Here is a 14,919-nt window from a genome sequence, read left to right as displayed (position 1 = left end):
CGGTTTGGTGGGCGTCGTGTGACAGGTCTGTGTGGCTAGTTTGAATTGCTGTGCGCGTGCTTTGGATTGGCATGTGCCGCCATCTCAAGCAAGGTTGTCAGCATATCGCCGCGATCATACAGGGTTGTGCATTCGAGCAAAGCCTGTTTTTCAAGCGGGCTAAGCTGGCAGCCCATCGAAATGGTGGTGATCAACATTTCATCATCGCTGTCGGCCAGTGTATCCCAGCATGACCGTAAGGAATGCTGCGCAAAATAGACTTCCAGTGCCGTGCGCAGGCGATCACGGTTGATCGGTGCGTCAACACTGGGAATGTCCAGATCATCTTTCCATGCGCTGAAATCACCGCGTACAGTGCGGTAACCGCCCTCATTCTCGGGCAGTTCTTCCACCACATTGAACCGGCACACACCCGTCAATGTGATTAAAAAATGTCCATCATCGGTCTCGCTAAAGGCGGTAATACGTCCGGCACAGCCGGTGTTGAAAATCGGCGGATTATCCTGATCAACCAAAAGGCTGGCACGCTGGTCCGGCCTTGGCTGGATCATGCCAATCATGCGGTCCTGACCCAATGCATCCGTCACCATGTTAAGATACCGCGACTCAAAAACATTAAGCGGCAGATGCCCGCGCGGCAGCAACAATGCGCCACCCAGCGGGAAAATCGGCATGGTGTTTGGCAAGTCCGAATACATCGGATCGAAGGGACCGCATATGCTCATGAAAATAACACCGTTGATAATGCGCGGCGTCCGGCGACGCTGGCGGGGTCTGATGGGCCCCATGCTTCAAAGAATTTAAGGAGCTGGGTGCGCCCGGCATCCTCGTTCCATTCACGGTCGGTGCGAATGATGGTGATCATGGCTTTGACGGCATCTTCGCGTTTGTTGGTCGCAAAGCAGGCCATGCCAAGATCGTATTGTGCCTGCAAATCAGAAGGATTGGCGGCAACTTTGGCGCGCGCGGCTTCAAGGTCTTCCGGGCTATATCCGGTTTCAGCCAGTTCAAGCGCGCTGATGGCAGCCGCAATCGCGGGTTTGAGGCGATCAAGATCAGACATATTGTCAACGAAGTGGCGGGTTTCTTCAATTTCGCTCATACCAACCATGCAACGGATCATGCCGCCAATGGCAACTTCGTTGTGCTGTTCACGTTCAAGCACGCTGACATACAGGCTGTGTGCTGTGGCGTGGTCGTCTTCGGCAAGGGCTGTGGCCGCCTGTTCAAGAATGGCTTCAATCGGGCTTTCAATCGGGCCGCCAGCAAGTTTTTCATAGAATGCGCGCACTTCGCTTTCGGGCTGTGCGCCCTGAAATGCATCAACCGGACGACCATCCTTAAAGGCATAGACGGTCGGGACGGACTGAATGCGCAACTGCGCTGCCAGTTCCTGATTCTCGTCAATATTGATTTTGACAAGCTTTACCCGTCCAGCGGCTTCGCGGGTGACTTTTTCAATCGTCGGCGTCAGGCTTTTGCACGGACCGCACCAAGGTGCCCAGAAATCCACGACAACAGGTACTTCCATAGACGGTTCGATGACGTCTTGCACAAAAGTTTCGACAGATCCGTCCTTGATCAGGTCGGGCGTCGTGTTGGTGGCAGGTTCCGGCGCGTTTGCGTCAAGAATGATGGACATTATCTTTAACTCACTAATTCAGGATTTAAGATGATGTTGCCATTGCCGTCCGACAAGAGGTGTAATGGCAATATTAGGTGTGTATTATACATCAATATAAAGGACTAAAAGGTTTCTCAGACGTTTAGATAGACGATTGGTCATCTAATTCGTTTTCAAAATCAATGATCTTTGCGTCATAGCCCAGTGACGAGACGAACCGCAACAGGTCCATAGACTGAATTGTCGTGGTTCGATCATTCCGCAAGGGGTGAAAGTTCAATTTGTCACCACTGGCCAGTTTGGCATCAAGTGCCAGATTAACCACGCGATCCTGATCATTGATCAGAGCAAAGGGCGTTACCGACCCCGGTGTCACGCCAAGTGTCTCGACCAGAAGTTCTGGTTTGCCAAACGAAAGGCGTGCCGATCCGAGCCGTTTGTGCAGATGGTTCATGCGGATTTGCGTGTTTTCCTCGGCCACCACCAGCCAAAGGGCGTTCTTTTTGTCTTTGACAAACAGGTTCTTGGAATGCAGGCCGGGCAGGTCGCCGCGCAAATTCTGCGAATCCTCAACCGTAAACAGCGGCTCATGGCTATGAGTTGTGGTTTCGATTTCCAGTTTTTCCAGATATTCGAAAAGCAGGGTTGATGGATCGCTCATGCTGTTTTCCTTGTGGATGTGATGTCAAAAGATACCCAAGTTGAAAACCGGACGCAAATTTGCGCAACGATGGTCGGATTTCGGCGATTGGACCCAGTAAAGTCAAGGAAAACCGCCAAAATTTGTGATGTGACACTTTCGTGGAAAAAAGGGTTGCAATCGCTCTTTGTTGGGCTATTATCCGCGCCGCTCCACAGGGGCTGGAAATACTGATGAATGCGGGCGTAGCTCAGGGGTAGAGCATAACCTTGCCAAGGTTAGGGTCGAGAGTTCGAATCTCTTCGCCCGCTCCATCAGGTCACTTTCCATAAGCATCAGCTTTCATGATGATGCGGGCGTAGCTCAGGGGTAGAGCATAACCTTGCCAAGGTTAGGGTCGAGAGTTCGAATCTCTTCGCCCGCTCCATGATGAAAGTTTCAAAGGCCGTCCTTCGGGGCGGCCTTTTGCTTTTCCGTCTTGCGCTATGGGCCGTTTTGTCGTGTGCTGCGCTTTATGCAAGATACGCTATCCAATCCGCACAATCCTAATCAGAAAACCATCTTCACTGTTGGCTATGCCGGTCATGACCGCGACAGTTTGCTGGCGCTGTTTAAGGCGCACGGCATTACGGCCGTGGCTGATATTCGGACGTTTAAACGATCCAGCTACTGGACGGCGTTTGATGCCGACAGTTTTGGCCCCTTTTTGCGGGCGCAGGGCATTGCCTATGTTTTTATGGGGGATGTGATGGGCGGCAAGCCACAAGCGCCTGAGCTCTACCCTGACGGGCAGCTGGACTATGATCTGATAGCACAGCTCCCGGAATTTCAGGATGGCATTGCCCGTTTGATCAACGGTGCCAATAAATATCGCATTTGTCTGATGTGTGCGGAAAAGGATCCGCTTGATTGTCATCGGACGTTGCTGATTGCGCCGCCACTAAAGGCCGCCGGGTTTGATCTTTGCCATTTGGTCGAAGGGGGCGTTGAACATCAGTCCGAAACCGAACAGCGCATGATTGCGCTGAATGGTGGCGATGTGCCTGATCTGTTTGCTACAACGGCCCCTGATCCGGATGCCGAAACCAAACTTGCGTTACAGCGCCAGATCAAACGTGTCGCGCCACGGGCCCAAGACGCGATAAAGCGTCGCTAATATGAGACGCGATAAAGCGTCGTTAACCCATGATATTGTAACCGCCATCAATATGAACGACATCCCCGGTCAAAGACCGGGCGCGGTCACTGGCAAGAAAAGCTGCCAGCTCGCCGATTTCATCAATCGTGACCAATCTGCGTCCCGGCGCGCGACGGGTTGCCTGATCCATCAATGTCTCAAACTCGGCAATGCCTGATGCCGCACGGGTTAAAAGTGGCCCCGGTGAAATCGCATGGCAGCGGATGTTTTTCGGGCCAAGCTCTGCTGCCATATAACGGGTTGTGCTTTCAAGGGCAGCCTTGACCGGGCCCATAACGCCGTAATGATCAATCACCCGCTCTGAGCCCATATAGGTCACCGTCAAAAGTGCGCCGCCATCGGTCATTAACGGTTCGGCCCGTTTGGCAAGGCGTTGAAACGAATGGCACGAAATATCCATCGCCATCAAAAAGCCGTCGCGCGAACAGTCCGTCACCCGCCCATGCAGGTCATCTGCCGGGGCAAAGGCGATTGAATGCAGCACGAAATCAAGCTTTCCCCATTGTTTCTCGATCTGTGCGAACAATATGTCCATTTGCTGTTCGTCACAGACATCAAGCGGGCAGATGATCGGGGCGTGAAGTTCTTCGGCCTGCGGGCGGACATATTGTTCGGCTTTTGCGTTCTGATAGGTGATCGCCAATTCAGCGCCTTCGCGGTTGAAAATGCGGGCACATCCCCAGGCGATGGACATTTTATTGGCAATACCGACAATCAGGCCTTTTTTGCTTGCAAGCATCATGAGACTCCGAATTTTCATTGTGCGGTTGCGAAGATGATAATCGCTTGGGGCAGTATTCCAAGTTTAACTCGATCTTGCGATGCAAAAAGAACAAAATTCTGTGACATCGCAGCCAGACAATTAATGTGTCGGTGAAAGGCTAGCTTGTTGGTTAAATGAATTTTTTTTGTGCAGAAGCATAGTTTTTAGGCAGATCATCCGCTATGTGTAGCCTTGGAGGAAATCTTCGGAATTCCATATGCTCCAACCTTGGAAAACCCCAGATTTCCTTCCCAATTAAATGTGACATCCGTGGTGTGTGATGCTGACCGCAAAAGGTCAGTGTTTCGGTTCTGGCAAACAGGACCGGGAAAAAGGGAAATTGGACATGAAAGCCCGTAAAGACGACCCGAAACGGGAAGTCATCGACAAAGTTGTCGAACAAATCCAACAGCGTTTAAAAGGCAAAATGGCGAAGGATGCAGAAGCGTTCGTTCGCCTTTTTTACAAGGATGTTCCGCCCGACGACGTGGCGGGTCGATCTATCGACTCGCTTTATGGCGCGGCGTTGACGCTTTACAAATTCGCACAAAAGCGTCCTTCGGCTGATGCGGCCAAGATCCGGGTCTATAACCCTGATCTTGAAGAGCACGGCTGGAAATCAGATCACACCGTGATCGAGATGATCAATACGGACATGCCGTTTCTGGTCGACTCGGTTACATCCGCCCTGCATGACCTTGATCTGACCGTTCATCTGGTCATTCACCCGATCATGCGGATCAAGCGCGACGGCAAGGGCGAACTTGACGTCGTTGCCTCGGTCGAAGACTCCGATGCGCCGCGTGAATCGGTCATGCATCTTGAGATTGACGAGCAGACTGACGAAACCGTCCTTGATAAAGTCCGCGCGCGTCTTGACGATGTTTTGACCGATGTCGGGCTTGCTGTGCGTGACTGGAAACAGATGCTCAGCAAAGTCACCGACGTTCTTGACGAAATTAAAACAGCCCCCAAAACCATTCCGACCGATGATCGCAAGGAAGCCGAGGAATTCCTGGGCTGGCTGCATAACGACCATTTCACCTTCCTGGGCTACCGCGAGTATAAATTTGGCGGTGGTGCCAAAAAGTCCGCTGGTAACGTAAGTGTTCAGAACCAGCTTGGTATTCTGGCGCGCGAAGGTACGCATGTTTTTGACGAGTTGCGCCAGATCGGCAACCTGTCGGACGAGGTAAAGGATTTTGTTACCAAACCCAGCCTCTTGATGGTGACCAAAGCCAACAAACAATCGACAGTTCATCGGTCTGTTCATCTTGATACTATTGTCGTCAAACAGTTCGACGCCAAAGGCAAGGTGATTGGCCAGCATCTGTTCGTCGGTCTGTTTACCTCAGTTGCCTATAACCTCAGCCCGCGTTTGATCCCGCTTTTGCGCAAAAAACTGGATGAAACGATTGCCCGCGCCGGCTTCCCGCCCGCCGGTCATGACGCCAAGGCACTGGTCAATATTCTTGAAACCTTCCCGCGTGATGAGCTGTTTCAGGTCGAACTTGATGATCTCTATCATACCTGCATGGGGATATTGCACCTGCAGGAACGCCAACGGATTGCGCTTTTTGTCCGGCGTGATGCGTTTGAACGGTTCGTCTCCTGTCAGCTGTTCTGCCCGCGTGATCGTTTCTCGACCAAATTGCGGATCAAGTTCCAGAAGGTCATCGAAGACGCCTTTGAGGGCAAGGTTTCAGCCCACTACACCCTGATTGGCGACAGCCCGCTTGCGCGGTTGCACCTGCTGGTGAAAACCACGCCGGGTGAATTGCCGGAATACGATGTGACCGACATCGAACGTCAGCTTGTTGAAACTGCACGTGACTGGGCCGATACGTTGCGTCAGGTTCTTGTGCGCGAAATGGGCGAAGAACGTGGCTTGGCACTGTATCGCAAATACGGCGAAAGCTTCTCAAGTGACTATCGCGACCGTTTCACGGTTGAAAGTGCCGCACTCGATGTTGAGCGCATTGAAGACGTGATGAAGGCCTTTGATATCCGGGTGAACCTGTATCGCCCGATTGAGGCTGCCGAGAACGAGCTTCGGTTTAAAATCTATAATCCGGGCATGCCTGTGCCGCTGTCCGATGTGTTGCCGATGCTTGAAAACATGGGGCTTAAGGTCATCACCGAGAACCCGTTCACGGTGGAGCCACGCGACGTCGATATCAATGTCCGTATCCATGATTTCGGCGTGGTTGTGGATGGTGAATTTCATCTGCATGACGTGCGTGACAAGTTCCAGGAACTGTTTGTCCGCATGTGGCACGGCGAAGTGGAAAATGACGCCTTTAACCGTCTTGTCCTGCTGGGCGGGTTGCATTGGCGCGAAGTCGTGATCCTGCGCACCTATTCGCGCTACATGCGTCAGATGGGATCGGCCTTCTCGCAGGATTATATGGCCAAGACCCTTGCCAATAATCCGACATTGGCATCGGCCCTTGTGTCCTTGTTTGTTGCCCGCTTTGACCCGGATCGCGATCCGGGGCTGGCGGCCGAGGCCGAAGCCATCGAAGGCGATATCATTACCAAGCTCGAAGATGTGATGAACCCGGATGAAGACCGCATCTTGCGCGCCTTCCTTAATCTGGTTCAGGCAACCTTGCGCACCAACTTCTTCCAGTATGGTGCGGATGGTAATCCCAAACCGTATCTGTCGGTCAAATTCAATTCCGGCATGGTCGAAGATTTGCCGCTGCCGCGTCCGTGGCGTGAAATATTTGTCTATTCTCCACGGGTCGAGGCCGTTCACCTGCGCGGGGGGCCGGTTGCCCGTGGTGGTATTCGCTGGTCCGACCGTCAGGAGGATTTCCGTACCGAAATTCTCGGTCTTGTCAAAGCCCAGATGGTCAAGAATGCGGTGATTGTGCCTGTCGGGTCAAAGGGCGGTTTTGTTGTCAAACGCCCGCCGGTCGATGGCACGCGCGAAGCCTTCCTTGAAGAAGGCATTGCTTGCTACAAAATCTTGATGAGTGGCATGCTCGATATCACCGACAATATCGTTGCTGGTGATATCATCCCGCCAGAACGAGTGCGTCGCCTTGATGAAGATGATCCCTATCTGGTGGTTGCCGCCGATAAGGGGACCGCGACGTTCTCAGATATCGCCAATGGTGTGGCGCGTGATTATGGCTTCTGGCTTGACGATGCCTTCGCATCGGGCGGCTCGCAGGGCTATGACCATAAGAAAATGGGCATCACCGCCCGTGGCGCGTGGGAATCTGTCAAACGTCACTTCCGCGAAATGGGCAAGGACATCCAGAAAACCCCGTTTACCGTGGCCGGTGTTGGCGACATGTCAGGCGATGTGTTTGGCAACGGTATGTTGCTGTCTGAGCAAATCAAACTGACCGCCGCCTTCAACCACATGCATATTTTTGTTGATCCGGACCCGGATATGGCAAAAAGCTTTGCTGAACGCCAACGCCTGTTTGACTTGCCGAGATCCGGGTGGGGCGATTACGACAAAAAGACCCTGTCCAAAGGCGGGGATATCTTTGACCGTAAGGCCAAGACCCTTGATCCATCGCCAGAAGTCCGCAAGTTGCTGGGCCTTGAGACGGGCAAGGTGACACCCGCCGATATGATGAAGGCCATCCTGAAATCCGATGTTGAACTTCTGTGGTTCGGCGGGATCGGGACCTATATCAAATCGCATATGGAAACCAATGCCGACGCAGGCGACCGTGCCAATGATGCCATTCGCATCAATGGCCGTGAAATTCGCGCCAAGGTCATTGGCGAGGGGGCCAACCTTGGTGCCACACAGCGGGGTCGTATCGAGTATGCCCATGCCGGGGGTCGTTTGAATACTGACGCCATCGATAATGCTGCGGGTGTGAATTGCTCGGACCATGAGGTCAACATCAAGATCCTTGTTGGCGAAGTTGTCGCCGCCGGGGACATGACCGAAAAGCAGCGCAACAAGCTTCTGGTCGAAATGACCGATGAGGTCGGTGATCTTGTTTTGCGGGATAACTATCTGCAAAGTCAGGCGATCTCGAACACCTATGCGGCAAGTGCTGATGTGCTTGATGCGCAGGTGCGTCTGATCCGCATGCTGGAACGCGAAGGACGGCTTAACCGCGAGATCGAATATCTTCCAGATGACGAAGAACTTGCAAAACGTGCCAGCAACCACGAAGGCCTGACACGGCCGGAAGTTTCGGTTCTGATGCCCTATGCCAAACTTTGGCTGTATGACGAGGTGCTGGAATCCGACCTTCCTGACGATCCGATTTTGGTCGAAGAACTGGTGCGCTATTTCCCGACACCGGTGCGTAAGAAATACGCCGATGCGATTTCAGAACATCGTCTAAAACGTGAAATCATTGCCACCGTTGCGACCAACAGTCTGGTCAACCGCGTCGGTGGCACATTTGTTCATGACATGATGGAAGCCACGGGGCTTTCGGCTGTGGATGTGTCGCGCGGATATTTGATTACCCGTGCGGTGTTTGGTCTGCGCGATATCTGGGCCGGGATTGAGGCCCTTGATAACGTGGTTCTGGCCAAACTTCAGATCGGCATGTTCCGCGACATCAACCGGATGGTCAATCATGTCACCCAATGGTTCCTGCGCAATTGCGAGGAGCTTAATGTTGGGGCCAAGATCGAGATGTTCCGCCCGGCAGTGTCAAAGGTGATTGATGCCTTTGACGATATCGTGCCGGTTGATGCCGGTTTCAGAACGTCGCTCGATCAAAAGGCACAATCACTGGTCGCGCAAGGTGTGCCCGAAGACCTGGCGCGCCGCGTGGCATCCATGGCGCAGATGGTGGCGATTTGTGATGTGGTCCGCATTGCCGAGGCCACGGGCCGGGATGTGATCGAAGTCGGGGCCACCTACTTTGCGGTTGGGGCCCGGTTCCAGCTTGGTCTGATGCGGGCGGCCGCCGATTCAATCGAAGCCGAAACCCATTGGCAGAAACTCGCCCGTGCAGCGGTGGTTGACGATCTTTACGGTCATCAGCGTGAATTGACCCGTGCGGTTCTTGGTGCGGGCAAAAAGGGCGCATCGGGTGCCGAACTGGTTGATAAGTGGGTGGATGCCCATCAACGGGGTTGTGCACGCTGTGATGAACTGATCAATGAACTGCGGGCCGCAGGTCAGATTGATCTTTCCATGATCACGGTTGCCAACCGTCAGATCAGGGCTTTGACCGGGGCCTGATTACGCATCACGGTCCATGTCAGTATCTATGTCAGGAGGGCGCATTTCGTGCCCTCCTTTCTTTTGCGCGGTCAGAGACACCCTTGGATGGTGTATCGTCGCAGAACGGCGGAAAATACCGCTATGACGGCTGCTATGCGTTTTTAACTCATCACGGCTTAGCGCTTTGAATTTGCAAACATTACTGTCATCCTGTTGCCATTATTACATGATGAAGTGACAATATATCCGGTCATTTACTTGAAAAATACCGACCGGTTCGTATATTCGTTACATACATAAAAAAATTAGGTCAAAGCCATGAGGAACGCTGCAGAAACCCGGATCAAGCTGCTTGAGACAGCCATGGAGCTGTTAACGACCCGTAGTTACCACGATATCGGCGTCAGCGACGTCTGCAAACATGCCGGTGTCACCAAGGGCGCGTTCTATCATCACTTTGACAGCAAGGCCGCCTTGTTTGCCGCATCTGCGCGACAGCATTGGGAAAAGGGCAAGGACGAGCTCCGTTCGATCTTTTCGCCCGATATTTCCCCGATTGAGCAACTGAACCGCTATATCGATCTGGTCTGCAGCAAGCAGGAAAAATACGCAGTCCCCGGTGAAAGCGAAGTCTGTGTCTGTCCGATTTTCACCGCAGGCGGTCAGGTCGGACCCGAAGACATCGAAATTCAGGATTGTTCACGCGAACTGGCCGAAGAACAGATCAAATACCTTGCATCCATGGTGCGTGGCCTCAAAGGCGAGGGCATGCTCAGCGAGGATGGAGATGTCACAACACTGGCGCGTATGATTTTCCAGTATGTCCACGGGCTTTTGACCTATGGCAAGGTTTTTAATGATCTTGATACTGTTCGGTCTGATCTGCGTGAAGGCATTTGTCGAATCCTCAATTTACAATGTAAATTCAGGGATGTAAGCTCTTCTGACGCGGCCTGATGTTTCGGATGCGTTCTAAAATAATTTAAAAAATAACCACTTTTTTGCCTTCTTCCCCTTGCAAGCAAACCGATCGGTATGCATCTATCGGTCAAACAGTCCGCAATATGTGCGGCTCACGCTTTTGGAAGATGGAAAGATGCAGTCTCGATCAAAACGCAAAATATTGCTGCCCGCGGCCGTTCTGGCGCTGGCAGTTGCCGCCGGTGGATATGGCTTGCATGTCACCGGTTCCGCTGCCGATGAGGTCGCGGTTCAGTCCGCACCCATGGCAACACCGGTCACCGTTTCCGATGTAAAAAGTAATTCTGTTCGTCTCTGGAGCAACTTTTCCGGCCGCCTGAGTGCGGTTGAGGAAGTCCAGTTGCGCCCGCAGGTCAGTGGTGCGATCGTCAAAATCGGTTTTGAAGACGGTCAGTTGGTCAAGCAGGGCGATATTCTTGCCGTGATTGACCCGCGCAGCTATCAGGCCGCAGTTGATGAAGCACGTGCAGAACTTTCCGTTGCCCGTCAAAACCTGTCGCTGGCCTCCAAGGAAAAGGAACGTGCGGAAAAGCTGGTGTCCAATGGCACGGTGTCAAAACGTGTCTATGACGAACGGCTTAGCACCCATCAGGTCGCACAAAGTCAGGTCACCCGTGCGCAGGCACAGCTTGAACTGGCTGAAATCGAACTTGACCACGCCTATGTCAAAGCCCCGATTGACGGGCGTGTCAGCCGTGTGGAAATGACCGTTGGCAATCAGGTCAATGCCGGTCCAAACGCCCCGGTTCTGACCACCATTGTCTCAACCGGGAAAATCTATGCCGATTTTGACCTTGATGAGCAGACCTTCTTTGCCAGCCTTGGCGCCAGTGGCAAGATTGATGATGCCGCGCAAAGCATCCCGGTCAATATGACGCTCTCGAACGGCCGCCATGTTTCTGGTCATGTACACAGCTTTGACAACCGCATTGATGCGCGCACCGGCACCATCCGGACCCGGGCCCTGTTTGACAATCTTGATGGCACCCTTCTGCCGGGCACCTTTGCCAGTCTGGAACTTGGCACGCTTGCCAAGGAAGAGGTCATCATGATCCCGCCTGAGGCGATCAGCACCGATCAGGATCGTAAATTCGTCTATGTCGTTCAGCCCGACAACACGGTGGCCTATCGTCAGGTGATGCTGGGGTCTGAACTCAACGGTATGCGGATTGTCACATCCGGACTTGAGATTGGTGAACTTGTCATTGTGAACGGCATCATGAAGGTTCGTCCCGGTATGTCCGTCGCCCCCGAAATTCTGCAGGCCTCAGCATCCTGAGGGGTGCTTTACTGCGCGCATAAGCAAGGCTGACCGTCATGCAGAACTTATCCAGATTTTTCGTGGATCGCCCGATTTTTGCCGGCGTCCTGTCCGTTCTTATCCTTTTGGCTGGCCTGATTGCCATGTGGCGTTTGCCGATTTCCGAATATCCGGAAGTCGTGCCGCCAACCGTCGTGGTCCAAGCCAAATTTCCCGGTGCAAACCCCGCCGAGATTGCCGAAACTGTTGCCTCCCCGCTTGAAGAGCAAATCAACGGGGTTGAGGGGATGCTTTATATCAACTCGCTGGCGACAACCGATGGCAATCTGTCGCTGACCGTGACGTTTGAAATCGGAACCGACCCGGATCTGGCGCAGCAAAAAGTCCAGAACCGCGTATCGCAGGCTGAACCGCGTCTGCCTGATGTCGTGCGTCAGCTTGGCGTGACTGTATCAAAACAGTCACCAGACCTGACCATGGTCGTGCATTTGCGGTCGCCCAATGAACGCTATGACATGCTGTATTTGCGCAATTACGCGACGCTGAATGTGCGGGACCGTCTGGCACGTATTGGCGGTGTCGGGCAGGTGGGTCTGTTTGGGTCGGGCGATTACGCCATGCGTGTCTGGCTAAACCCCGACAAGGTTGCCGAACGTAACCTGACGGCGGGTGAGGTGGTTGCCGCCATCCAAAGCCAGAACGTTCAGGTTGCTGCGGGGATCATTGGCGGGGCGCCCTATGACACCGGCGTGCAGTTCCAATTGCCGATCAACATCAGTGGCCGTTTGGAAACACCCGAAGAGTTCGGAAGCATCATCATCAAACGCGGTGAAGATGGCACGATTACCCGTCTTGGCGATGTGGCACGGATCGAGTTGGAGGCACAGCAATATGCGCTGCGCTCTTTGCTTGATAACAAGCCCGCCGTCGCCCTGCCGATCTTTGCATCGCCCGGCTCAAACGCGCTTGATATCTCAAGCAACGTTCGGGCCGCGATGGAGGAACTTAAACAGAACTTCCCCGAGGACCTTGATTACAGCATCGTCTATGACCCGACCGTCTTTGTGCGGGGCTCGATCAAATCTGTGATCATGACCTTGCTTGAGGCCATTGCCCTTGTTGTTCTTGTCGTGACGATTTTCCTACAGACATGGCGGGCATCGATTATTCCGCTGCTGGCTGTGCCGGTTTCGATCATCGGGACCTTTGCGCTGATGCTGTTGATGGGCTTTTCGATCAATGTGCTGTCGCTGTTTGGTCTGATCCTTGCCATCGGGATCGTGGTCGATGATGCGATTGTCGTTGTCGAAAACGTTGAACGAAACATCGAACGCGGCTTGTCGCCGCGCGATGCGACGGTTGCGGCCATGCGTGAAGTCACCGGGCCGATCATTGCGACCTCGCTTGTGATTACCGGTGTGTTTGTGCCAATTGCCTTTATCAGTGGCCTGACCGGCCAGTTTTATCAGCAATTTGCCTTGACCATTGCGATTGCAACCATCATCTCGACGATCAATTCCCTTACCTTAAGCCCGGCCCTGTCGGCGATCTTGTTGCGCAGTCATGATGCGCCAAAGGATTGGCTGACACGTGGCATGGACTTTGTCTTTGGCTGGTTCTTCCGCGGGTTCAACCGGTTCTTTAACCGCAGCACCGATCTTTATGCCGGGGGGGTTAAGCGCCTTCTGGGTGTGAAATCGATCATGATGGTGCTGTATGTCGGCTTGCTGGCCCTGACCTATCAGGGGTTCCAGATATTGCCGAACGGCTTTGTCCCAATTCAGGACAAACAGTATCTCGTCAGTTTTGCCCAACTCCCACAGGGCGCGACACTGGACCGGACCGAGGATGTCATTCGTGAAATGTCTGACATTGCCCTTAAGGAACCCGGTGTTGAAAGTGCCGTTTCTTTCCCGGGGCTCTCGATCAACGGGTTTGTGAACAGTTCAAGTGCGGGCATTGTGTTTGTCACCCTGACCGACTTTGCCGAACGCAAAAGTGACGATCTGTCGGGCTTGGCGATTGCGGGCAAACTTCAACAGAAGTTTGGCGCGATTGATGAGGCCTTCGTTGCCATTTTCCCCGCACCGCCGGTGCAGGGTCTTGGCACGGTTGGCGGGTTTAAGCTGCAGGTGGAGGATCGCTCCGATCAGGGGTATCGCGCCCTTGATGATGCCATGAAGCAGGTTCTGGCCAAGGCATGGGCAGCACCTGAACTGACCGGTGTGTTCTCAAGCTACAACATCAATGTCCCGCAGCTTCAGGCGTCTCTTGATCGTACAAAGGTGCAGCAACTTGGCATTCCGGTTGATGAAATCTTCCGGACCATGCAGGTTTATCTGGGCTCAATGTATGTCAATGACTTCAACACATTTGGCCGTACCTATCAGGTGATTGCACAGGCCGATAAGCCTTATCGATCCAGCCCCGAAGACATCCTGCGTCTGCAAACCCGTAATGCAGATGGCGATATGGTGCCGCTTGGCAGTGTTCTTTCCGTTTCCGAAACGTTTGGGCCCGATACGGCCATGCGCTACAACGGGTTCCGGTCGGCGGATTTGAACGGCAATGCGGCACCGGGTTATTCCAGTGGTGAGGCAGAAGCCGCCATCATCAAGATACTCGATGAAACCTTGCCACCGGGCATGTCCTATGAGTGGACGGAGCTGACCTATCAGCAGATTCTGGCGGGCGATACAGCAATGTATATCTTCCCGATCTGTATCCTTCTGGTGTTCCTGGTTCTGGCCGCACAGTACGAAAGCCTGACCATGCCGCTGGCGGTCATCATGATCGTCCCGATGAGCATCCTTTCTGCTGTCTTTGGTGTCTATCTGTTTGGCGGGGATAACAACATCTTCACCCAGATCAGTCTGTTTGTTCTGGCTGGACTGGCATCAAAGAACGCGATCCTGATTGTCGAGTTCGCCCGCGAACTGGAACATCAGGGCCGCACAACACTTCAGGCCGCGATCGAAGCCAGCCGTCTGCGGTTGCGTCCGATCCTGATGACATCACTGGCCTTCATCATGGGCGTCGTGCCGCTGGTTCTGTCCAGTGGTGCCGGGGCCGAGATGCGCCACGCGATTGGCATTGCCGTTTTCTCGGGCATGCTGGGTGTGACGATATTTGGCCTGATCCTGACTCCGGTCTTTTATGTGCTCGTGCGCATGATTGGCCGGCGCGACGAAGTCCGTTCACTCGATGGGGCTGATTCCAATCAGTCTGCGGAGTAAACGGAATCGTTGCAGAAACAGCCGGACCAACTTCCCCCCCGACCCCCGTAGG

9 protein-coding genes and 2 tRNA genes are annotated in these 14,919 nt (G+C 53.5%); 7 read left to right on the top strand and 4 right to left on the bottom strand.

Annotated elements, in window-relative coordinates:
• Window positions 1–35: 35 nt before the first annotated feature.
• The 3 genes from AC0VXT_RS18985 to AC0VXT_RS18975 form a co-directional block, all read right to left on the bottom strand.
• Entirely contained in the window at window positions 36–725 is a 690-nt protein-coding gene (locus AC0VXT_RS18985; RefSeq protein ID WP_475546662.1) for an LON peptidase substrate-binding domain-containing protein, read from the bottom strand.
• Window positions 722–1,642, bottom strand: coding sequence for a thioredoxin (trxA, locus tag AC0VXT_RS18980; RefSeq protein WP_475546661.1), 921 nt, complete (start codon window positions 1,640–1,642; stop codon window positions 722–724). The genes AC0VXT_RS18985 and trxA overlap by 4 nt, the downstream gene beginning before the upstream one ends.
• Before the next feature lie 124 nt (window positions 1,643–1,766).
• On the bottom strand, window positions 1,767–2,285 hold the full coding sequence (locus AC0VXT_RS18975; protein ID WP_475546660.1) for a prolyl-tRNA synthetase associated domain-containing protein: 519 nt from the start codon (window positions 2,283–2,285) through the stop codon (window positions 1,767–1,769).
• A gap of 218 nt (window positions 2,286–2,503) precedes the next feature.
• Here AC0VXT_RS18975 and AC0VXT_RS18970 point away from each other — a divergent pair.
• From AC0VXT_RS18970 to AC0VXT_RS18960, 3 genes are all read left to right on the top strand, one after another.
• Window positions 2,504–2,578: transfer RNA gene (locus tag AC0VXT_RS18970), tRNA-Gly, on the top strand.
• A 38-nt stretch (window positions 2,579–2,616) separates the two neighbouring features.
• Window positions 2,617–2,691 (top strand) — tRNA-Gly (locus AC0VXT_RS18965).
• An 87-nt stretch (window positions 2,692–2,778) separates the two neighbouring features.
• Window positions 2,779–3,420 (top strand): DUF488 domain-containing protein, encoded by a 642-nt coding sequence (locus AC0VXT_RS18960; RefSeq protein WP_475546659.1) that lies wholly within the window; start codon window positions 2,779–2,781, stop codon window positions 3,418–3,420.
• A gap of 22 nt (window positions 3,421–3,442) precedes the next feature.
• Here AC0VXT_RS18960 and fabI read toward each other — a convergent pair whose 3' ends face one another.
• On the bottom strand, window positions 3,443–4,201 hold the full coding sequence (gene fabI, locus AC0VXT_RS18955) for an enoyl-ACP reductase FabI (RefSeq protein WP_475548600.1): 759 nt from the start codon (window positions 4,199–4,201) through the stop codon (window positions 3,443–3,445).
• Between the two features lie 370 nt (window positions 4,202–4,571).
• Here fabI and AC0VXT_RS18950 point away from each other — a divergent pair, with 370 nt between their 5' ends.
• From AC0VXT_RS18950 to AC0VXT_RS18935, 4 genes are all read left to right on the top strand, one after another.
• A complete protein-coding gene (locus AC0VXT_RS18950) occupies window positions 4,572–9,407 on the top strand; it encodes an NAD-glutamate dehydrogenase (protein ID WP_475546658.1) in 4,836 nt (1,611 codons plus the stop codon).
• A 300-nt stretch (window positions 9,408–9,707) separates the two neighbouring features.
• Window positions 9,708–10,346: a TetR/AcrR family transcriptional regulator gene (locus tag AC0VXT_RS18945; protein WP_475546657.1), complete on the top strand. Its 639-nt coding sequence runs from the start codon at window positions 9,708–9,710 to the stop codon at window positions 10,344–10,346.
• A gap of 139 nt (window positions 10,347–10,485) precedes the next feature.
• A complete protein-coding gene (locus tag AC0VXT_RS18940) occupies window positions 10,486–11,649 on the top strand; it encodes an efflux RND transporter periplasmic adaptor subunit (RefSeq protein ID WP_022732700.1) in 1,164 nt (387 codons plus the stop codon).
• Window positions 11,650–11,687: 38 nt separating this feature from the next.
• Window positions 11,688–14,867 (top strand): efflux RND transporter permease subunit, encoded by a 3,180-nt coding sequence (locus AC0VXT_RS18935; protein WP_277276536.1) that lies wholly within the window; start codon window positions 11,688–11,690, stop codon window positions 14,865–14,867.
• Window positions 14,868–14,919 lie beyond the last annotated feature (52 nt).

The organism is Thalassospira sp. Z349TD_5 (assembly GCF_056173045.1).
The sequence above is the reverse complement of the archived record's forward strand: the minus strand, read 5'-3'. Positions and strand labels throughout refer to the sequence as shown.